The organism is Parabacteroides sp. PM6-13 (assembly GCF_029892605.1).
GTDB lineage: Bacteria > Bacteroidota > Bacteroidia > Bacteroidales > Tannerellaceae > QVMG01.
Genome location: NZ_JARXWF010000007.1, coordinates 65,112 through 86,981 on the forward strand (window position 1 = coordinate 65,112; position 21,870 = coordinate 86,981).

Sequence of the window (21,870 nt, forward strand, 5' to 3'; positions counted from 1 at the left end):
ACTGACTCAAAGGTTTGGCATAAATTAAAACACGGAGGCACGGAGAAACAGAGTCTTTTATTATCAAAGAATTAAAAACTCTGTTTCTCCGTGCCTCTGTGTTTAATTTATGAAACAGATAGCTTTTGGGTCAATTCCTATAGCTTCGGTAGATGCTTTATTGATGCCATTGGGTGATGGCATAGCTATTGAGTCCAAATAGTCTTTTCACTTCCCAGTGGCTTTCTGTTGTTTGTTTCTCATACTGTGCGTAGGCAAGTAAGTTGGCATCGGCATTGTATTGATAAACCGCCTTTTCACTTGGAGCGTCAAAAGCTTGTATTGTTTTGTTCCACAAGGCGTAGTTTAAGGTGGCAACGTTTAAGACCTCATCGTAGGCATAGGTGATCAGATACCAATTCTCCCAAACGCCGGTTTGATGGTTCCAACGTGAGGCGCGACAGGAAGCACGCAATCCCTGGTCGGTATAGGTGTAGTCGTAGCGCAGATGACGTTTATAAGCGCCTGTCTCTGTCTGTTTGCATACCTCTTTCGAGGCGATTTGCCCCTCTACTGTGGTGGTGCTGTAAAGAAACTTCGGAAGAGATTCCGTCTTTGCTGATAGGGTGGAGCTACTGATGGTAAGTAACACAGATACTAATGCGATGGTAAATACTGACTTTTTCATGACTTTATTTTTTTAATTGTTAGTTGATTTCTTGTTTGTTTTTAGATATGCCGGTGGCTTGTCGGGCAAAATAGTTGCCCGATACTGAAAGATTATTTATGATGAATTTGGCCGATGAAACGACCTTCTGAAGGCTTATTGCTTATTCGTCGTCTTTCCTAAACTCTAAGATATCAGCTGGTTGGCAGTCGAGCTCCTGGCAGATAGCTTCGAGGGTGGAGAAACGGATCGCTTTGGCTTTGCCCGTTTTCAGGATCGAGAGGTTGGCCGGCGTGATGTCAATGCGTTCGGCGAGTTCGCCCAAAGAGATCTTGCGCTTGGCCATCATAACATCCAAATTGACAATAATACTCATGGTGTTTTGATTAAATAGTTAGTTCTTGTTCTTCCCGTAATCTCAGCCCGATGGCAAACACTTCCGCAATCAATAAAGCCGATAATCCCAGGATAAAATAAAGAAAGCTGAACGACTCATCGCCAATGGTTCGGTAGCCTTCTATTTCAATCAGCCGGTCAACCAATATTTTGCTGTAGATAAAGTTGCCGAAATCCAAGACAAAGACCACCAATAGGCCTATTCCCATATAGCGGATGCGTTTCACATTGATCCAGTCGAAAACGATAGAGCGGTTTACGGCGACAACTATTTTTATAAAATAGACGGCAATCATAATGATGGTCCCTATGAGAATGAAGGCGCTGATGGTTTCAAACGTTAGGAAAAGGCTGTCGGGTGCCATACTAAGTGTAGCCGAACGGATATTTGCCGGTATGACCTCGCCCGTTTTTTCGTTTATCAACTGACCAACTGTCGAGCCCGAAACCTCCGGTGTCAGATGTACGTCCAGAAACATAACATGCTCTGTTGGATTCGAGTCGTGTGAGTTCCATCCATCCATAAAACCTCTTACAAAGCTTGTTCCCAAAAATCCGCTTTGCATGCCGAAGGCAAAAATGATCACAAATGTGATAACGAGTAGTCTCTTTTTCATCTCTTTTCAATATTTATTAGTTGTTAATCATGCGTTATTTATCGTTATTCGATATGCAAATAAAGAGACTATTTTTGACACCACCAAACTTTTCTCGATATTATTTTATCGAAAAACGATATATTTTTATTCAGAAACGAGAGAAACCGTTCTACAAGCGGTTTTCGGGAGTCTGCTTGGGTTGGATTCTTTTTGTAAAGAGAGCTTTTTCTTTCTAAAAATGTATCCCGGAACCTCTTTTCTTATCATATAAATGCATATATTCGCTGTAAATATGTGTGATGTCCATGGAAAACAATTTTAACAGGCTATTGCTCGAAGCCATTGAAGGAAAAACATCTAAGCAACAGAAGACGAAAACGGCGACACTAATTGCCGATATTCTTTGTATTGACAAGGCGGCCGCTTACCGTCGTATGCGCGGAGAGGTTTCTTTCACCTTGCATGAGAGCATTTTGTTAGCCGGTAAGTTGAATATTTCTCTTGACGACATTGTTTTGAAGCTGTCCAATAAGAACGAAGGTCCTAAAATGACCTCTCATTATCCTCAGCAGCTAAAGATGGGACTTCAGGAGCCCTGGCATATAGAACAAGACAAACAATTTCTGGAAACGTTGACGCAGCAGCCTTATTCGGAGATGGGTGTGGCATTAGGCAATATATCTTCGTCGCTTCATTTTTACTATGAATACCTTGCCCGTTTTTATCTATTGAAATACAAATACCATCTTGGCGATATCCAACCTTTTTCCTGCGTCAAGGAAGCTCCTCTTCAGGTCGAATACCGGCAAGAGTTCTATCATTTATACCGGAAGATGTCCTATACCTATTATATATGGGACAGCTTGATTACGACCAGCGTCACGGATGATATCCGTTATTTTCATCATATAGGTTTGATCACCCGGGAAGAGGTAGAATTACTGAAAGAAGATTTGCATCTGTTTTTTCGCCATATGCGCAAACTGGCCGATCTGGGCTACTATCCCGATACGGGGAATAAATTTGAGCTTTATATCTCCGATACACATATCGATGTGACCTATGCCTATATGTGGACTGAGAAGATAGAGGTAAGCATGTTCACTTCTTTCGTGATTCTTACCACCTCCTCCCTTGAAAAGATGCCCTTTGATAATGTGAGCAGTTGGATTAAATCGCTTAAGCGAAGTGCTGTTCAGATCTCTGTCACGAACGAGAAAGAACGGATTGCCTTCTTTAATGCCCAGCATGCGATTGTAGATACATTGTAATTCTCTTTACTCCGCAACAGTCTCTTTTTTGTTGAGTTGCAGTTCGCCATTGAAGGAAATGCCTTGGCGGTTTATTGACTGAACCTGGATAGAAGTATTGCCATTTTTGAATACCTTTACATGAAAGGTATGGCTGTCTTCCGATGTTTTGGCCTTGAACGAAATATCTGCATTTCCTTTTTTGTCGTACTTCAAATTCTTGTCGGTTATCGTTGTATTGAAAATTAATCCTTCGCCTCCACCGTAAGGCACACTATAGGCTCTTCCGAAATAAGGCAAATGAGAGATTACCGAATCGCCCGCTAACCTGAGGGAGTAGGGGCCGGTTAAGTGAACAGCCCGCCCCGACATAGGCAATGCCCTGTCGACCTCTATCGTAAACGAACCGCTTTCCACCAATTCTTTTACCTCTTTGGCCAAGGCCTCTTTCTTTTCTTTTTTGCTTTGTGCAAACAAGGGGTGCGTGCCTCCTACCAATAGGGCAAACCCCAATAGCATCATAAATCTACACTTTTTCATAGGTCTTTTTTTTACATGAACCAAAAGGTCTATCTAAAGACCAAATGGAAAGGAAAGGGATCCACTGCTTTTACAACAATAGACGAACCCTTTTTTATACATAACAAATTTTGGGGTTGAAGAGTTTTCGTTGTGAAATCGAAAACGAGCGACGGGTTAAAATGCTGTCCGTTGATACGTGTCTCAAAATGCAGGTGTTCGGTTGTTGCCCGTCCGGTACGGCCTGTCAACGCAACAGGATATCCGGCTTTCACTACGTCACCTGATTTGACCAGATTCTTCGAGTTATGGCTGTAAACCGTCTCCAGTCCATTGTAATGGCGAACAACCACCACATTGCCATAAGCGGCATAGGGTTGAGCCATACGAACCACGCCGTCGAAAGCCGCTACAATGGTATCGTGGGCACAGGTTTTCAAGTCGACGCCGGAATGGCTACTTCGCTTTCCCGCATAGGGAGAGATCACTTTGGCACCTGGCAGGGGAAAAGCGTAATCATTTTCCGAGAGAAAAGCTAGGTCGATTATCTCCGTATCGGAATTACAAAAAAGCAGGCAATCCTGCGAACGCACATGATGCGTGTCGTAGTAGGTAAAATCCAGCGTGATTCTTTTGCGAGGCGTCAAATCGATCTGCTTCCATTCCGGTTCGGGTATGTAGAAGTTAAATGCGGAAACAGATGGCAGATCCAGTCCGTCAAGGGAAGGGAAAAATAGGGTGGGCGCATGATCGGCATACCGGGGAGCGTGGCACGAGACACTTCCCCCCAGAAAAAACAGTAATAATAAGACAACAAACAGATGGCTGCTTCTTCCCGACATAATATATAATAGAATTAGGAGGTTCAAAGGTAAGGAGTAAGCCTCGAAATAACGAAACAAATCCGTTAAAATTCCTCCCAAATCGTTTTTTTGCCTTGTCTTCGACTTTCACTATATTTGTATCTAATATCTAAATCAAATGCTCTTTTTGTATATGAACGAAATAGAATCCCGCATCAATAGTCTTCGCGAAGAGTTGGAACAGCATAATTATCAGTATTATGTACTGGCTTCGCCTACCATATCGGACCGTGAGTTCGATGAAAAGATGAAACAACTCGAAGCTTTAGAGGCACAACATCCGGAATATGCCGATCCCCATTCTCCCTCTCAACGGGTCGGGAGCGACCTGACCAAAGAATTCAAACAGGTGGAGCATATCTACCCGATGCTTTCGTTGAGCAACACCTATTCCGAGCAGGAAGTACGCGAGTTCTACGACCGTGTTTCCAGGGCGTTGAATGAGCCGTTCGAGATCGTTGCCGAGTTGAAATACGACGGCAGCTCCATCTCGTTGATCTATGAAAACGGGCGATTGGCACGTGCCATCACGCGTGGCGACGGAACGCGTGGCGACGAGGTGACGGCTAATGTAAAAACCATCCGTTCCATTCCTTTGAAATTAAGGGGTGACAACCATCCGGAACTTTTCGAGATCCGGGGAGAGATTCTCTTGCCCTGGGCGGAGTTCGATCGCATCAACAAAGAGCGGGAAGAGGAAGAGGAGCCACTGTTTGCCAATCCGCGCAATGCGGCGGCAGGCACCCTGAAGCAACAGAATCCGCAGATCGTCGCCTCACGCCGGCTGGATGCCTATTTTTACTACCTGTTGGGCGAACAACTGCCGGCGGATGGCCACTTTGAGAACCTGCAGGCAGCACGCTCCTGGGGGTTCAAGGTGCCCGATGTGATCCGGAAATGCCAGACCCTCGAAGAGGTGTTCGATTATATTGCCTATTGGGACAACGAAAGGCGGAACCTGCCGGTGGCCACCGATGGGATTGTTTTGAAGGTGAACTCACTTCGCCAGCAACGCAACCTGGGATTCACAGCCAAAAGTCCACGTTGGGCTATTGCCTATAAGTTTCAGGCCGAGCGGGCTGAGACAAGACTCAATACCGTTTCCTTCCAGGTAGGCCGGACAGGGGCTGTCACACCGGTAGCCAACCTGGAACCGGTCTTATTGGCAGGCACAATTGTTAAAAGAGCCTCCCTGCACAACGCCGACATCATCAAAGGCTTAGACCTTCATTATGGCGATCAGGTCTATGTAGAAAAAGGCGGAGAGATCATTCCCAAAATCGTAGGCGTGAACACCGAAGCCCGCTCTTTCATGATGGGCGAAGAGGTGCGTTTTATCAAAAACTGCCCGGAATGCAATACGCCCCTGATACGTCCTGAAGGAGAAGCTGCGCATTATTGCCCGAACGAAACAGGATGCCCGCCACAGATCAAAGGCAAGATAGAACATTTCGTTACACGCCGGGCGATGAACATCAATATAGGACCGGAGACTGTCGAAGACCTATACCAAGCAGGGCTTATTGCCAATGCGGCCGATCTTTACAGTCTGCGCATCCAGGATTTATTGACCCTGGAACGATGGGCAGAGAAAAGCGCCCGCAACCTGATGGAAAGCCTGCGTGAATCGAAGAGTGTGCCTTTCGAAAGGGTATTGTTCGCCCTGGGCATCCGCTATGTAGGCGAAACGGTTGCCAAGAAACTCGCCTATGCATTCCATACCATGGAGGCGCTTGAGGCCGCCCCCCTGGAGGCCTTGATTGAGGTGGACGAAATAGGCGAGCGCATAGCGCAGAGCGTCCTGGCCTATTTTGCGGACGAGAAGAACCGGCAAATGGTCGACCGCCTGAAAGAGGAGGGCTTGCAAATGGCGATAGCCGAAGAGAAACTGGCCGGACGATCGAACAAACTGAGTGGCTTAACCATTGTGATCAGCGGCACCTTCACCAAACATTCACGCGATGAATACAAAGCGATGATCGAGCAGCACGGCGGGAAAAACAGCGGATCGGTTTCCGGAAAGACCGATTACATCCTTGCCGGAGAGAATATGGGGCCGGCCAAACTGGAAAAAGCGGCCAAACTGGGCGTAAAGATTATGAACGAAGAGGAATTCCTGCAATTACTGAGTTGAAGCGTTTGGGAGACGGCAGGTCCTTTGATCCAAAATCTCCCCCACTTTTGATGAAGAACTCAGCTTTATTGCTTATTTTTGCCAAGTAAAACTACAAAAGGAAGACTTTCCCTATGGCAGATATAAACTTAAAAGGGATGGGTGTCGCGTTGATTACCCCATTCAAAGAAGATGATAGTGTGGATTATGATGCATTGGGTCGTCTGGTTGACTATCAACTACAGAACGGCACCGATTACCTGGTCGTATTGGGCACGACAGCCGAAACCCCTACATTGACAGAAGAAGAAAAAAAGAAAATTGTCAATCTGGTCGTTACCCGCGTGCGTGGTCGTATCCCCATTGTATTAGGAGTCGGTGGCAACTGTACACGCGCCATTGTAGAGACATTGAAAAACGATGATTTCGAAGGGATCGATGCTATCCTTTCCGTGGTTCCTTACTATAACAAACCCTCTCAGGAAGGTATTTACCAACATTATGGCGCTATTGCCAAAGCCACCCGTTTGCCGATTATACTTTATAATGTGCCGGGACGTACGGGCGTAAATATGACAGCAGCTACGACATTGCGCCTGGCTCGCGAGTTCGACAATGTGGTGGCCGTTAAAGAGGCATCCGGCAATATCACCCAGATGGATGATATCATCAAGAACAAACCGGAGAATTTCCATGTGATCTCAGGAGACGATGGCATCACTTTCCCGTTGGTCACCTTAGGGGCAGTAGGTGTTATCTCCGTGATCGGAAACGCTTTCCCGCGGGAGTTTAGCCGCATGGTGCGCCTCTCTTTAGCGGGCGATTACGCGAGTGCCCGTACCATCCATCACAGCTTTACGGAACTGTTCGACCTCTTATTTGTCGATGGCAACCCCGCCGGCGTAAAATGTATGCTGCACATGATGGGATACATCAAAAACAAACTGCGCCTGCCATTGGTGCCTACCCGCATCGATACGTTTGAAAAGATACGGAACGTATTGCAGCAACTGAATATCAAATGTTAGATTAATCCCTACGAACCAATAAAAAGAAGCGGGCTGTTTCAAAAGTGAAACAGCCCGCTTCTTTTTGGGCCCATTTGTATTTCAGTTTCCTATCCGGCCGCTTCCATCGGTGTCTTATACGGGAAGGTAAACCAGAAGGTCGATCCTACGCCCTCTTCTGAATCAACACCTACCTTGCCACCCATGGTGTTGACGATCATCTGACACAGTGAAAGGCCTAAGCCTGCTCCCTGCATAAAGTGATCCAATTTGATGAAGCGATGGAAGATCTCATTCAGTCGTTCTTTCGAGATGCCACGTCCGGTATCGGTCACATGGAACCGCAACATGCCTTCTTCTATCTTATAGCCAAAGCGGATGCTACCTTTGTCCGTAAACTTAGTCGCATTTGCCAATAAATTGCTTAATGCTTGTGTCATAAGTTTCTTTTCTACATTCACAAAGCAATAGGGCTCGCGCTCATCAAAGATCACTTCCACCTCTTTGCCGACCTTGTCTTGGTATATCTTTTGTTGCTCTTCCAACAGGGTGTTCAGGTCGACATCTACATAGTTATACTCTACCGTGCCGGCTTCCAGTTTCGACAGATCCAGGATATCTCCCACCAATTGCAATAACAACTCGTTGTTTGTCTCAATGATATTGATATATTCCTGTCTACCTTCTATATCTTCGGTATGAGCCAATATGTGTGAGAACCCGACAATTGCATTCAGCGGTGTCCGTATTTCGTGGCTCATATTGGCCAGGAAGGCTGTTTTTAACCGGTTGGATTCTTCCGCTTTGTCTTTCGCTTTACGCAATTCTTCTTCAAACTGCTTTCTCTCCGTGATCACCAAAGAGGAGCCCATAATGGTAACCGGGTTGCCGTTCTCATCGCGCTTTTGCACAATGGCCTGTCCTTCGACCCAGTCATATCCTTCCCGATCCTTGCGGCGTACCCGGTATTCCTCCTTGGCCTTCAGTGCACCCTCTTTGACCAGTGCCACCCAGGCTGCTTCGATACGGGGACGATCATCCGCATGGATGTTTTGCAGATATTCTTCGGCCGGTATGATGATCTCTTGTTTTTCTATACCAAGATCATCGTGCGACTGCCCAACGATGATACGGATATCGCTTTCAATGGTGTTATCCTGCAAATGCCATTTCCAGGGGATCACATTGGCAATCTCCAACGCCAGGGAGAGTTTGTCGTTCACTGTTTGCAACAGCTCCTGGGTCTTCAATAACTCTGTCATATCGACAAAGAAGAGATCCATATATCCATATTCACTGGCGGGTGAAACGATGATACTGTAATAGCGATCCGCCTCTTTATAATGGAAGGGCTGTACCGCTTTCTCTTTCTTCTTCGATAAAAGATCCCCGTAGATGGCAAGCATATCTTCATTGCCTTCCTCGAATACCTCACTGCCTTTCCGGCCAATAAAGGTATCGATAGCCGGGAACCATTCCTTAATGCCGGGATTCAACTCTTCCACGACAAAATCAACCGGCTTGCCTTGCGCGTCTAAGAGTACTCTGTCCTGTCGGTAGCCGATCGGCATATTGGTAAACAGGTCACCATATTTCTGCAACAATTTGATCTCTTTATCCTGCATCTTTCTTGTCTTTAATACAATCGTAATGCGAATAGCCAAAATGCTAAGGAATATGATGATGGCTAAGCCCAGAATCAGGTCTTTATTCTTTTCGAGGAAGGTAAGCGGGCGATGATAGAGATACGCATTCGCGGGTACATCGGACAGGTCAATGCCGTGATTCTGCATCGCCATATAATTGAATGTCGGAATAGGCAGCGGTACCTGCACAAAACGTTGTTTCTGATCGCCTTTGATCATGGCGTCTATAGCGTTCAGCGATGTCTCCATCACCTGCTCGAAGCGTGAGTAGCTGCCTCCCAGCATACCGCTCTCTTTCAAGCCTACGTCATTGACGGTAATGATCGGGTTGTTTACATACAAGCTGAAGATACGATAGGCATTTGTCTGGAGAATTAAATCCTGGTTGCCGGTCAATTCGTTATTGAACCAGGTGAAATAAAGGATTCCGTTCTCTTTGGGTATGCCTAAAAAGCCCTGGATCAGTTCGTCGGTCGTCAGTTTGTCCGGCGTCAGGTTCTCCAATTCCCATTCCGGGTAATGGTTTTTGATCTCCCGCGCCACGTCATCACGCAAGCGGGTACTGATATAACGCTCATCTGTGATAAAGAAAATCTTATTCACATGAGGTTGCATCTTTTTCATGATCTTCAACGTACCGGGAATATCAAACGGGTTATAGACCACCGTCAGGTTCTTCTTCTCATTCACCAGATCGGTTAACAGAAGCTGCTCATCTTTCGGTATGCTTTTCCGGAACAGATAATTTTCTGCCGGTCCTACGTATTCTTCACGCGCAACCAGTAATACCGGCACATCCGGCCAGTGTTTTTCCAAGTCTTCTCGCAAGAAACCAAATATATCCGCTTCGTAGAGAAGCAGAAACTTCGGAGGAGTGGAGTAATCGCTAAACAACTGCTGTTTGAAACCCTCCACATCGTCCATGCTACTCATACCCAGGCCATACATATATTGCACATGCACCTTGTATTCCGGGTGTCTCTGCTCTAACACTTTCTTGGTATGGGGTATCATCATTTCACTCCAGGCGCATGTCTCGGCATCCGGGTTCAAGATTAAAATATAATCTTCTTCCAGGTTTGGCTTCGGCTCAGTAGCATATATAGAGTGGAACGTACAGAACAAGATGGACAATACTAAATAAAAGAGTCTTTTTCGTAGTAAAAACATAGTCTTACTTGTCATTTTTTATCGTCTTAAAGTAATAATGGTCATTGTTATGCTAATCTATACATAATAACAGAATTAACAGAATGCGAATTTAGGGGAAAAATTGCAAATCCCCAAATAGTTCAAGCGATTCTGTGTATCATTTCTCATTGTATGTGATGATTTCTATTCACACAATGGATATAACCAATAAGTTGCCAAATTGTTCGATCTAAAATGATTTTTTATTCAAAAATAACAATAATAGGATTGTCTTCCTCCTCTATTTCAAATAAATGCGCCATCTCTTTCGGTAATTTTTTTGCTTGCTCCGGATGCTCTTCCAGCCAGTTCACCACATCAAAGGCCTGCACAACCGCGGCATATTCACCCGCCGGAGAGACGATCTCCGGGCGAAGCGGCATACATCCGGTCAGGTCATCGATAATCCCCTCTTCGGTTCGTCCGATCCGCAGTTCGCCCGTTCGTTTGTTATACATGGCCGTGAAGGCCTTCAGCTTATCCTCCGTATAGATACGATGTACCAAGCGGATAATCATCAATTCCCGGCTATCGAGAATCTTGGTGACCATCAAGGCATGGTCGTAACTCATATTAAAACGCTCTTCATAGGGCCAGTGATACTCGCCCAGATCCAATTGGTAAGCAGGTTCCAATGCATAGTTGTTGAATCGGTAGATGGTATCGTCATGTTCGCTCTTGAGGAAAATCTCATCGTCGACCTTCCACATCCGTTGCAATCCGGTAATATACACATGGGCATTGCCCGGTGAGTCCTTAAAGTCGATCAAGATCACCCCGGCGCCGGGGCCATATATCTCCCGCTTATTGTCACCTTTCAAGACGGAGATCGAATTCACATTACTGATATTAAATTTATTATCCTGTTCATGCAAGACGATGGTATGCAGAAGACTATCCTCCCGGAAGACCTGTACACTCTCTATTCCGTCGGCCATAAAGTCCATATTGTGCGCAACAATCGTTTTCGAATCCAACGGCACATACGATCCGCCGCCCGACACCCCTTCGGGCAGAACGAACTTCCCTGTAAACTGCCCGTCAGCATCATAGGTACACCAGGCGTTATGCCAGCTATTCAATAGAATCGTCTTGGTCAATTGGTTTACCCAGCCATTCGAAGCGCGGTATCCCTCAGGGTCTTCTCCGTGATGCCCTACGGTTGCCAGGTAACGCCCCGTCTTTTTATCAAACAGCATACATTGTTTCTGTGCCGTCGTCACCACGATCTTATCGTCCAGGATGGCAATTTTTACCCCATTGCCAAGCACACATTCATCCGTTGTTTCCAAAGGGAGATAACGCACTTTGGTGAAATACTCCGAGGCTTTCAATTCTACCGGTTTTGCCATGGCTTCTGCTACCGGAATGACTCCTGACTGCTCTTGTTGAACAGCCGGTTTACAGGATAATAACAGGCCGACACAAGCCACTGTCAACCACACATTACTTTTCTTCATCTTTTTTATCTTTTTTATCTTTTGTTGTTACAATAATCACACCATCCCTTGCTTTTTCTCCGTATATATTGACTGCCGTTTCATCTTTCAGGATAGAGATCGACTCAACGGTTTCCGGATTAATAGCTTTTATCAGACCATATGTTCGTATCTCCCCATCGATAACAAGCAACGGATCTGCATTGCGGTTCTTCGTCGTGACCAGGATCACGCCGTTTCTCCCTCTTTCACCATACAATTCTTCTGCCGACTTATTTTTCACAACACTAACCGACTCAATATTATTCGCTTTCAGCCGGTCTATTCCACCGGTTTGCACCTTGCCATCTACAATCAGAAGAGGTTGAGTGTCGAGTTGAATAAGCTTAACTGTTCCGTTCAGTGTATCTTGAAGTTGTTCTTTTACCATCTTCTCCATCAACACCTGTTGCTCCTTCACCAGTTTTTCTAATTCCGGCTGCTGCTCTTTGATCAGCTCTTCCATCAACACCTGTTGCTCCTTTACTAGTTTTTCCATTTCCGGCTGTTGCTCTTTGATCAACTCTTCCATCAGTGTCTGTTGCTCTTTCACCAGTTTTTCCAATTCCGGCTGCTGCTCTTTGATCAACTCTTCCATCAGTGCCTGTTGCTCCTTCACCATTTTTTCCAATTCCGGCTGCTGCTCTTTGATCAGCTGTTCTATCAGTTCCTGCTGTTCTTTGATATCCTCCTCCTTAAGAGTGGGTTGACCATACAGCTTAATTTCATTTGATTTGGGATCTACCTTCACCGAGTCGTCTGCCGTAAAATGTATTTTCACTTTTTTCGGTTTCGATATTTCCGCAACCGGAACTATTTCACTAATTTTGACCGTAGAAATCTTTTCTAGTTCATGGGAGATTTCCGGACGGGCAAAGGCAACCACCGTTATGGCGGCCAGCGGGAGTACGAAGATATACTTCAACCGCGCCCATGGATTTGATTTTCTTTTTAACATCATAGAGATTCGCTTTTTAAGTGATCTGTGATTAAAGCTGTTGGCCATAGAAGTGAAGCGCTGTGAACCAACAGCTTTTTTAATTAATAGTAATTGATATCTTTTGGCATCTACCCCCTCTTCGAGTACCTTTTCGTCGGCTTCATACTCATGGATATTCTGCAACTCCTGCTTAAACAGCCAGATAGCGGGGTTAAACCAGTGAAACACGATGCAAATCTCCGTCACCAACAGGTCTAACGAATGGCGCGCCCGGATATGAGCCAATTCATGGGTGATAATCTCTTCGCCACCCTCTTTGAAGTCTTTCTCCGAAATCACAATCCACTTTATCCAGCTGAAAGGAGCCACCGCTTCGGAGGTAACCACCAAGCGTATATTCCCCTCTAATAGTTTTTTTACCCGCCCTTTTCGGATGATCCGAGAGAGTTTGAAGCAGGAAAAGAAAAACAACAGGACACTATTTAGACAGCCCAATAGGTAGACCCACAACATAAAGCGAATCCACAATGGCGTAGCTGCCTGTGCCTCTTCTGCGCCTGTCATAGAGGCCAATAGCAGAAGCGTTTCCAGATCCCAAAGAGATTGTTGAACGATCACCGGTTCTTTGACCGAGAATTCCACCAGCGGAATCACAATGGAAAGCAATAATAAAGCCAGGATACCGATCCGGTTGAAACGATGAAAGGTCTCCCGCGTGCATAATAGCCTATAGAAAAGGTAAAACAACGCCAGGCAGAACGACGACTTCAATATGTAGACAAAAAACTCACCCATATTCTTATTGATTACCCCGTTCTACATCATCCAACAACTTCCGCAATTCATCCACCGAGATATCCTCCTCTTTGATCAAAGAAGAGACTACCCCGAGGTAGGAGTTGTTGAAATACTTCGCAATCACATTCTTTAATGTGCCTTTGCTGTAGTCCTCTTCCGAGATCACTGCGAAATACTGATAAGTATTGCCATAGGCGCGATGCGAAAGAAACCCCTTTTCTTCCAATCCCCGGACAATGGTCGATAACGTATTGAAATGAGGTTTAGGCTCCTCGTAATAGGTCAGCAGTTCCTTCACAAACAGGGCACCCTTCTCCCAGAACCACCCCATAATCTCTTCTTCTCGTGCAGTCAATCGCTTCATAATGCATTTATTTCCTGCAAATAAACTAATTCTTTTAGTTTGTAAACTAATCTGCTTAGTTAATAAAACAAAAGAGGCTCTTTTTTCTCCAAAAAGCAGATACTTTCCTACCTTTGTTCCACATCTCAACCCCAAAAAGAATGCAGATATGATAAAGCGATTTTTTACTTGGATAATAATGGTATTGTTTGTTTCTCTTGGACTGCAGGCGCAGCAGCCAACCCGAACCATTCCTGATGTCTCGCCGGTTCTCCTCGTTAATGACCCTTTGTCGATAGAAGAGACGATATTCTACGCGCCTCCCTATTTGCAAAATCCGGTCGACGGTGGCATCACAGTGATGTGGCAAACACATGTGCCTACCTACAGCTGGGTGGAATATGGGACAGACAAAGAGCAGCTAACGGTGGCACGCACGCTGGTCGACGGGCAGGTGATTTGCAACGGCTTGCACAACAAAATCCGGATCAACGGTCTGGAACCCGGAAAAACCTATTACTACCGGGTGTGCTCACAGGAAATACTTCTCTACCAGGCCTATAAGAAGGAGTTTGGCGCAACCGCCCGTTCCCCTTTCTATACCTTCCGGTTGCCGGATGAAAAAGAAACTGATTTCACCGCATTGATATTCAATGATATTCATAAGCGGGAAGCCACACTAAACGGTCTTTACGATCTGGTGAAAGAGATCCCCTACGACTTCGTCTTCTTTAACGGAGATTGCATCGATGATCCCGCCACAGAGGAAGAGGCATTATACCATATTGCCATGCAATGCAAAAAGGTAAATGCCTCCTCTCATCCGGTGTTTTATCTGCGAGGCAACCATGAGATTCGCAATGCCTTCTCCATCGGTCTGCGGGAGTTGTTTGATTATGTGGGCGATAAGACCTATGGTGCCTTCAGTTGGGGGGACACCCGTTTTGTTATGCTCGACTGTGGCGAAGACAAGCCCGACAGCACCTGGGTCTATTATGGATTGAATGATTTCACGGGATTGCGCCAGGAGCAGGTTGGGTTCTTGCAGAAAGAACTGAAAAACAGGGCGTTTAAAAAGGCAAAGAAGCGGGTATTGATCAATCATATTCCGCTTTACACCCAGTCTACGCGTGAAGCGTTCCACCCCTCACGCGATCTCTGGGAAGGACTCTTAAAGAAAGCGCCTTTTGATGTGAATATCAGCGCGCATACCCACCACCATGCCTATGTAGCCAAAGGAGAGGATGGCAACAATTTCCCGGTGGTGATCGGCGGAGGAAACCGCTTGGAAGAGGCCACGGTGATGGTATTGCAAAAAAAAGGCAAAGAAATGACGTTGCGCGTATGGAATGGAAAGAAAGAATTAATCTATAATATAAAATTGTAAGATGGATCCAAAAACAGAAGAACGATTACGGGAGAGGGCTACCAAAAACCCTTATGTGAATTACCTGGGTATTGAATTTACCAAAATAGAGGAGGGCGTTGTCGAGGCACGTATGCCGCTCACCGACGAGCAGAAACAATACAGCGGTGTAAGCCATGGTGGTGTGCTTGCTGCCTTGGCCGATACGATTGCCGGGTTTGCCGCCTACACGATGACCCCTCTCGATAAAGATGTGTTGACGGCCGAGATGAAAATATCTTTTCTTCGCGCTGCCTGGGGAAAAGAGTTGATTGCCAAAGGTTATGTCATCAAGCCGGGGCGGAATGTCCATTTCAGCGAGTGCGAGATCTATTGTGACGACAAGCAGGTAGCTAAAGCGTCCGGCACATTCTGTGTGGTTCGCCCACAGGTTTAGAGATAAAGAATAATACAAATTATAATGATATGGTGAAGAAGAGAATCGGTTCGTTTGTGTTTTTGTTATTCGCTGCCGGCTTAGTTCTGTCCTGTTCTAAGCCCCAGCGTGTGGTGCGTTATGGCGATATGTTGCCTCGCAGTAATCCGGAGACGCAGGGAGTGGCTACCGAGGGTATTCTCCGTTTTCTGGAAGAGATCGAAAGCCAAGGTATAGAGCTGCATAGCTTTATGATGTTGCGCCATGGTAAGGTTATCACGGAGTGTTGGTGGGATCCCTATAAGGCGGGTATGAATCACGCCATGCATTCGGCCACGAAGACCTTTACCGCTACTGCCATTGGTTTTGCTGTCAAGGAGAAGCGATTGAAGGTGACCGATAAGGTGATCTCTTTCTTCCCCGATGACTTGCCGGAGGAGGTTTCTCCTTTCCTGCAAGAGATGCGGGTGAAAGACCTGCTCAGCATGTCGACCGGGCATGACCGGGCACCCTCCTTCACGATGGAGGAGGATAATTGGCCACGTCTGTTTCTGGCAGCTCCCCTGGCATATGAACCGGGTACTCATTTTCTCTATAACTCAGCGGCCAGCCATATGCTTTCTGCCATTATCACCAAGCTGACCGGTGAGTCTACCTTCGAATACCTGAAACCTCGCCTGTTTGATCCATTAGGTATCACCGATATCCAATGGGAGACCGACCCACAAGGCATCAGCGTCGGTGGGGGCGGGATGCGTATCAAAACGGTGGATATGGCAAAACTGGGACAGTTCTACCTGAACAAAGGCGTCTGGGAAGGGAAACGCCTGTTGCCTGCTTCCTGGATCGAAGAGGTCTCTTCGCCCCATATCTTTCAGCGTCCCGATCGCACACCTGCGGAGAATGCCGGTGACGAAGGGGCACAGGGCTATGGCTACCAGGTCTGGATGTGTTCACCTGAGAATGTCTACCGGGCAGATGGCGCATATGGACAATTGATTCTTATCATGCCCGATCAGGATGCTGTCATTGCCCTCACCGCACGCACCAATCAGGCACACCGGGTGATGCAATTAGTTTGGGAGCATCTGCGTCCCGTTATGTTCGACCGGATGCTGCCGACCGACGAATATGCTTGGAATGATAAGACTACCTTATTGTCCAGCCTGCGCGTAAAACGTCCCTGGCTCACGCCGGAAGAGCAGTCCTTGCCGATTGATACAGAGAGACATTTCCGCTTGGAACCGAATGAGTACGGGATTGAGAAGATGATATTCCGCTTCAATGAACAAGCAGAGTGCTTCCTTACGATCGAAGAAAAAGGGGAGACCCATACCTTTGCCTTCGGAGAAGACGACTGGCTGACCGGAGAAACCAACCGCCCCGGGCCATACTACCTCAACCCGCGCCGCAATCCGGCCGGGATGGCACCCTTTACGGTAGCGGGATATGCTGCCTGGCCCAAGAAGGATCTATTGGCACTCCGTCTCTATTACCTGACCGACATTCAGTATGCGGACTTCTCCTGCCGCTTCCAGGGATCGCAACTGACTGTCACTTGCACCAATAGCCAATATCCGGATGCACCCGCCATTGTGCTGGTGGGAGCGGAAGGAGATGGGAAATAGGCGATAGGTGTCTTTTTATTCTCACCCGCATGAGAATTTTTTCTCACGCGGGTGAGAATTTTTTTTATGCTCAAAAAACGAGACAAAATGATAACAAAAAAGGACTACTCTTTCGAGCAGTCCCTTTTCCATTATCTCGTTTGTTTTTATTACAAAACGTTGATCTCTTTCAATACGGCATTGGTTTTGCGAACCGCTTCCGCGCTTTTCTTGAAAAGATCTTTTTCTTCGGCGTTCAGATCGAGCTCTACGATCGATTCGATACCATTCTTTCCTAAGATAACAGGTACACCGATGCAGATATCGCTTTCGCCATATTCGCCTTCCAAGGCAACCGAGCAAGGAATCATCTTCTTCTGGTTGTGGATGATTGATTCGGCTACCAACGCTCCGGCAGCACCCGGTGCATACCAGGCAGAAGTACCTAACAAACCAGTCAGAGTAGCACCACCTACCATAGTTGCTTTTGCTACCTCATCTAATTTCTCTGCGCTCATCAGCTGGCTAACAGGAATACCTTTGTAGGTGGCCAGACGTGTCAACGGGATCATCGTTGTATCACCGTGTCCACCGATAACCATTCCTTCTACTTCGTTTGCGTTACAGCCCAATGCCTGTGACAGGTAATATTTGAAACGAGAGCTATCCAACGCGCCACCCATACCGATGATACGGTTCTTAGGCAAGCCTAATGATTTCAGTGCCAGGTAAGTCATCGTATCCATCGGGTTAGAGATAACCACGATGATAGCATCCGGAGAATATTTCAGGGCGTTTTCGGCTACGTTCTTCACGATACCGGCGTTAACGCCAATCAATTCTTCACGAGTCATACCCGGTTTACGAGGGATACCCGATGTGATGATGATCACATCAGAACCTGCTGTTTTCGCGTAATCATTGGTGCAACCCACTACAGTGGTGTCGAAACCCAACAACTGAGCAGTCTGCATCATATCCATGGCTTTCCCTTCGGAAACACCCTCTTTTACATCCAGCATGATCACTTCATCTGCCACTTCATTGAAGGCAAGCACATTCGCGCAAGTAGCGCCCACATTTCCGGCGCCGACAACTGTTACTTTAGACATAATTAATACGTTTTATTTGTTTTACATTAGACAATATCCATTATTAAAAAACCACACAAAGTTACGACGTATAAACGAATAAAGAAATTTTTCCATATTATATTTTTGGGTGAAACACACTGAAAATTCGCTTTTTTCGCAAGTGACCTATGTTCCAATAGGCTTGGTCCGGCCTTTTGGACAGTTTTGTCCGTATTCGGACAGGGTGTGTTTTGGGTATATGTCGCTAAGTCAATGTGTTATCTGTTTTGGCATGTTCCTTGCAAACGGATAAACAATAAAATCGAACAACGATATGGGAATTATACAATTAGAAGGTATTTCGAAAATATACCGTACCAAAGAGGTCGAAACGGTCGCTTTGGAGAATGTCAACCTGGAGGTGAAAGAGAGGGAGTTTCTCTCTGTGATGGGTCCTTCGGGGTGTGGAAAGAGTACATTGCTCAACCTGATGGGATTATTGGATGTGCCGGCCGAAGGGCGTGTATGGATCAACGGCACGGACACCACCGGTATGAAGGACGGTGAAATGGCGGAATTTCGCAACGAAACATTGGGCTTTGTCTTCCAGAGTTTTCATCTGATCAATTCATTGAATGTATTAGATAATGTGGAACTGCCCCTTCTCTACCGGAAATCTTCCGATAAAGAGCGGCGCGAAAAGGCGAAAGCTGTATTGGAAAAGGTCGGACTCTCGCACCGTATGCGTCATTTCCCCTCTCAACTATCGGGCGGACAGAGCCAGCGTGTGGCCATTGCCCGTGCCATTATCGGCAACCCGAAGATTATTCTGGCCGATGAGCCGACCGGAAACCTGGATAGCCGGATGGGGGGAGAGATCATGGAACTATTGTTTAAGTTGAACGAAGAGGGAACCACCATCGTGATGGTGACCCACGACGAACATATTGCCGAATCCACCGAACGCATTGTGCGGTTTTTTGATGGACGCAGAGTGGAATAGTAATTGATAATTGACAATGGAAAATGGAGAATGAAAAAATATCAATTATCAATTAACAATTATCAATTATGTTACGGATTTATTACAAACAAGCCATAGAGATGCTGAAACAAAACAAGTTCATCAGTGCCATTGCCGTCATAGGTACAGCCTTGGCAATTATGATGATCATGGCGATTATTGTTTCGGATAATATAAAAACCATCAGTCTGGGGGCGGAACCCAACAGATACCGAACCTATTATGTAACAAGAGCGGTCGAGCGTGATACGGTCAAAAGAAGCTGGAGTGCCGGGGGAATCGGCTATGATCACTACAAGAATTACCTGACCGACCTTCAGGCGCCTGAATACACAACCGTTACGAGTTGGAGTAGTGTGTCGGTAAGCCGGGAGGGACATTCGGAGACACTGAATTTAGGTGTGCGCACTACTGGAGCGGACTATTGGAAAATCTACTCTTTCCGGTTTATCGAAGGAAAACCCTGGGGCGTAGGGGAGGTGCAATCAGGCGTAAAGCAGGTGATTTTGTCGGAAAGTACCGCGCGTGAGGTGTTTAAGGGAGAGAAAGCGCTCGGGCAAGAGGTGCTTTTGAATTCCGTACCCTACCATGTTGTCGCGATTGTGGAGGATGTATCCAAAATATATGATATGGCCAATTCCGATCTCTGGATTCCTTACAGCAGTATAGCTGATTATAAACAATGGGGAGTAGGCTCAATTGTGTATACATTGAAAAACAACGAAGACTTGCCGGCGTTGGATCGGGAGATACGAGAAGCGGAAAAAAGATATGACGCTCAGCATGAAAACAAGGTATTGACCTTCCGGGGTCCGGCAAAACATGCCGATTACCGGCTGTCGGAGCAAGCCTCCGATAATGAAGATGCGATAGAGATCATCCGGGTAGCACGACGGAAATCGTTGTTTATCTTTCTGATTCTTCTATTGGTTCCGGCTATCAACCTTTCCGGTTTGAGCCTTTCCCGCATGCGGAAACGAACGGAAGAGATCGGGGTACGGAAAGCCTTCGGGGCGAAGCGGCATGTGATTCTTATCCAGGTGCTTTTCGAAAACCTGATTACCTCCCTATTAGGCGGAGTGATCGGACTGTTGTTGTCCTATGGAGTTATCTATCGGATGAAACACTGGTTGCTCGGCGTGCCGGAGGATAGCTTTATCCCATTCAATGCGCTGATCTCCTGGCCTGTTTTACTATCGGTGGTCGTGGTATGTATTTTATTAAATCTTCTTTCGGCGGGAATACCAGCCTACCGGGCTTCGCGTATGAATATAGTCAATTCACTTACTCAAAATGATAAATTATGATACGTCATATATGTAAAATAATCTGGAACGAGCGTAAAGCCAACGGGTGGATCTTAGTGGAGTTTATTGTTGTTTTCTGTATTCTTTGGTTTTGCTGCGATTACCTGAGTTATATCGTCAGAAGCAACAGCGAGCCAGTAGGCTTCGATATCGACCATACCTATCAGATACAGATGTCACGGAAAATACAAAATGAAGCGCCGGAGGGCAAAAAAATGGATAATTACGCGTTGATGCAGACCTTTGTCAATCGAGTCAAGCAATATCCCGGGGTGGAAAGTGTCGCTTTCTCCAATGCGGCCGCGCCTTACTTGGGCTCTCTCTCCCGGAGTTCCATGCTCTCTCTTCCCGATTCAATCTGGGTAGGTGCTCGGACACGTCAAGTTTCATCGGAATTCTTCGAAGTATTTAAGATAAAACCGGAGAGAGGACGTATTTTTAATTGGGAGGACAAGGCGGAAACTCGAAATGTGATTGTATCAGGAAACCGCAATGGCTGTTTTGACTACTTCGATGAAAAGGGTAAAACAGTGGAACTTTCGAAGGTGAAATCGTTCTATTATGAAGATGAAAAGACTGAATATCCGATAATCGGTGTGGTGAACCCAACGAAGGAGGATCCCTATTCATACTATGAACCTTGTATTTATTCTTCGCTTGATCATAATGAGGTGAACCTGGAGAGTGAGATCGTAATACGTGTCTCGCCCCATGCCGATAAAGATTTTGCCGCACGCTTCACTAAAGAGATGCGCGGTCAGCTCAATCTGGGGCCTTATTTCCTGACTTCGGTTACCTCTTTGCAGGAACGCAAAAAGGAGGTGCTCAAAAACAACGGAATTACTGGTAATCTAAACAGTATCTACGCGATCACTTCTTTCTTAGTGATCAATATCTTCCTGGGACTTATCGGCACGTTCTGGTACCGGGTGCAATCGCGCCGTAGCGAGATCGGTACGCGTATCTCTATGGGAGCCTCTAAAAAGAATGTAAAACGTATGTTGTTTGGCGAAACCCTGATATTATTGTTTATCGCCAGTTTCGTGGCGGTGAATATCTGCCTGAATATCGCGCAGACTGATTTCCTGGAAGCGATCGGATTGCCTGAATCGCGGCGTGATTATATAGGCGCCGGTATCGAACAGGATTTCATCAATTATTTTGTTACCTATCTCTTCCTGGCGGTTGTTTCCCTGTTTGCTGTCTGGTATCCTGCCCGGCAGGCCGTGTCCGTTCCACCGGCAGAGGCGCTGAGGGAAGAGTGAAAAAAATTATGAATTATGAATTAT

At 46.2% G+C, this 21,870-nt stretch carries 18 protein-coding genes and 1 pseudogene; 9 read left to right on the forward strand and 10 right to left on the reverse strand.

The window, feature by feature from the left end; translation table 11 throughout:
• Positions 1-157: 157 nt before the first annotated feature.
• The 3 genes from M2134_RS08205 to M2134_RS08215 form a co-directional block, all read right to left on the reverse strand.
• A complete protein-coding gene (locus M2134_RS08205) occupies positions 158-667 on the reverse strand; it encodes a DUF3836 domain-containing protein (protein WP_280750920.1) in 510 nt (169 codons plus the stop codon).
• Positions 668-809: 142 nt separating this feature from the next.
• Positions 810-1,022, reverse strand: a complete 213-nt coding sequence (locus M2134_RS08210) for a helix-turn-helix transcriptional regulator (protein WP_280750919.1) — start codon at positions 1,020-1,022, stop codon at positions 810-812.
• 10 nt (positions 1,023-1,032) lie between these two features.
• The gene (locus tag M2134_RS08215; protein WP_280750918.1) at positions 1,033-1,659 is read right to left on the reverse strand and encodes a DUF2975 domain-containing protein; all 627 of its coding nucleotides are present in this window, start codon (positions 1,657-1,659) and stop codon (positions 1,033-1,035) included.
• A 287-nt stretch (positions 1,660-1,946) separates the two neighbouring features.
• Here M2134_RS08215 and M2134_RS08220 point away from each other — a divergent pair, with 287 nt between their 5' ends.
• Positions 1,947-2,912 (forward strand): helix-turn-helix domain-containing protein, encoded by a 966-nt coding sequence (locus tag M2134_RS08220; RefSeq protein ID WP_280750917.1) that lies wholly within the window; start codon positions 1,947-1,949, stop codon positions 2,910-2,912.
• A gap of 6 nt (positions 2,913-2,918) precedes the next feature.
• On the opposite strand, the gene M2134_RS08225 is transcribed toward M2134_RS08220, so the two are convergent.
• Entirely contained in the window at positions 2,919-3,431 is a 513-nt protein-coding gene (locus M2134_RS08225) for a DUF4251 domain-containing protein (RefSeq protein ID WP_280750916.1), read from the reverse strand.
• Positions 3,432-3,460: 29 nt separating this feature from the next.
• Positions 3,461-4,252 (reverse strand): M23 family metallopeptidase, encoded by a 792-nt coding sequence (locus M2134_RS08230; RefSeq protein ID WP_280750915.1) that lies wholly within the window; start codon positions 4,250-4,252, stop codon positions 3,461-3,463.
• Positions 4,253-4,406: 154 nt separating this feature from the next.
• Here M2134_RS08230 and ligA point away from each other — a divergent pair, with 154 nt between their 5' ends.
• Together ligA and dapA are read left to right on the forward strand one after the other, a co-directional pair.
• The gene (ligA, locus tag M2134_RS08235; RefSeq protein ID WP_280750914.1) at positions 4,407-6,407 is read left to right on the forward strand and encodes an NAD-dependent DNA ligase LigA; all 2,001 of its coding nucleotides are present in this window, start codon (positions 4,407-4,409) and stop codon (positions 6,405-6,407) included.
• 113 nt (positions 6,408-6,520) lie between these two features.
• Complete coding sequence (gene dapA / locus M2134_RS08240) at positions 6,521-7,414, forward strand: 4-hydroxy-tetrahydrodipicolinate synthase (RefSeq protein ID WP_280750913.1); 894 nt, start codon at positions 6,521-6,523, stop codon at positions 7,412-7,414.
• An 89-nt stretch (positions 7,415-7,503) separates the two neighbouring features.
• Here the strand turns inward: dapA and M2134_RS08245 are convergent, their stop codons facing one another.
• The 4 genes from M2134_RS08245 to M2134_RS08260 all read right to left on the reverse strand — a co-directional run bounded on the left by M2134_RS08245 (position 7,504) and on the right by M2134_RS08260 (position 13,810).
• Positions 7,504-10,209 carry a hybrid sensor histidine kinase/response regulator gene (locus tag M2134_RS08245; RefSeq protein ID WP_280750912.1) on the reverse strand — a complete coding sequence of 902 codons (2,706 nt, stop codon included), beginning with the start codon at positions 10,207-10,209 and terminating at the stop codon, positions 7,504-7,506.
• A 224-nt stretch (positions 10,210-10,433) separates the two neighbouring features.
• Positions 10,434-11,690, reverse strand: a complete 1,257-nt coding sequence (locus M2134_RS08250; RefSeq protein WP_280750911.1) for a DUF4934 domain-containing protein — start codon at positions 11,688-11,690, stop codon at positions 10,434-10,436.
• On the reverse strand, positions 11,677-13,443 hold the full coding sequence (locus tag M2134_RS08255) for a M56 family metallopeptidase (RefSeq protein ID WP_280750910.1): 1,767 nt from the start codon (positions 13,441-13,443) through the stop codon (positions 11,677-11,679). Before M2134_RS08255 ends, M2134_RS08250 begins: the two co-directional genes overlap by 14 nt.
• 4 nt (positions 13,444-13,447) lie before the next feature.
• Positions 13,448-13,810, reverse strand: coding sequence for a BlaI/MecI/CopY family transcriptional regulator (locus tag M2134_RS08260; RefSeq protein WP_280750909.1), 363 nt, complete (start codon positions 13,808-13,810; stop codon positions 13,448-13,450).
• 280 nt (positions 13,811-14,090) lie between these two features.
• Here M2134_RS08260 and M2134_RS08265 point away from each other — a divergent pair.
• From M2134_RS08265 to M2134_RS08275, 3 genes and pseudogenes are all read left to right on the forward strand, one after another.
• Positions 14,091-15,176: pseudogene (locus M2134_RS08265) on the forward strand (FN3 domain-containing metallophosphoesterase family protein); the annotation flags it as partial.
• 1 nt (position 15,177) lies between these two features.
• On the forward strand, positions 15,178-15,591 hold the full coding sequence (locus M2134_RS08270) for a PaaI family thioesterase (RefSeq protein ID WP_280750908.1): 414 nt from the start codon (positions 15,178-15,180) through the stop codon (positions 15,589-15,591).
• A gap of 29 nt (positions 15,592-15,620) precedes the next feature.
• Positions 15,621-17,198: a serine hydrolase gene (locus tag M2134_RS08275; protein ID WP_280750907.1), complete on the forward strand. Its 1,578-nt coding sequence runs from the start codon at positions 15,621-15,623 to the stop codon at positions 17,196-17,198.
• Between the two features lie 149 nt (positions 17,199-17,347).
• On the opposite strand, the gene mdh is transcribed toward M2134_RS08275, so the two are convergent.
• Positions 17,348-18,289: a malate dehydrogenase gene (mdh, locus tag M2134_RS08280; RefSeq protein WP_280750906.1), complete on the reverse strand. Its 942-nt coding sequence runs from the start codon at positions 18,287-18,289 to the stop codon at positions 17,348-17,350.
• Positions 18,290-18,584: 295 nt separating this feature from the next.
• Here mdh and M2134_RS08285 point away from each other — a divergent pair, with 295 nt between their 5' ends.
• From M2134_RS08285 to M2134_RS08295, 3 genes are all read left to right on the forward strand, one after another.
• Positions 18,585-19,253, forward strand: a complete 669-nt coding sequence (locus tag M2134_RS08285; protein WP_280750905.1) for an ABC transporter ATP-binding protein — start codon at positions 18,585-18,587, stop codon at positions 19,251-19,253.
• Between the two features lie 68 nt (positions 19,254-19,321).
• Positions 19,322-20,581 (forward strand): ABC transporter permease, encoded by a 1,260-nt coding sequence (locus M2134_RS08290; RefSeq protein ID WP_280750904.1) that lies wholly within the window; start codon positions 19,322-19,324, stop codon positions 20,579-20,581.
• Positions 20,578-21,846, forward strand: coding sequence for an FtsX-like permease family protein (locus tag M2134_RS08295; RefSeq protein WP_280750903.1), 1,269 nt, complete (start codon positions 20,578-20,580; stop codon positions 21,844-21,846). Before M2134_RS08290 ends, M2134_RS08295 begins: the two co-directional genes overlap by 4 nt.
• Positions 21,847-21,870: the final 24 nt, after the last annotated feature.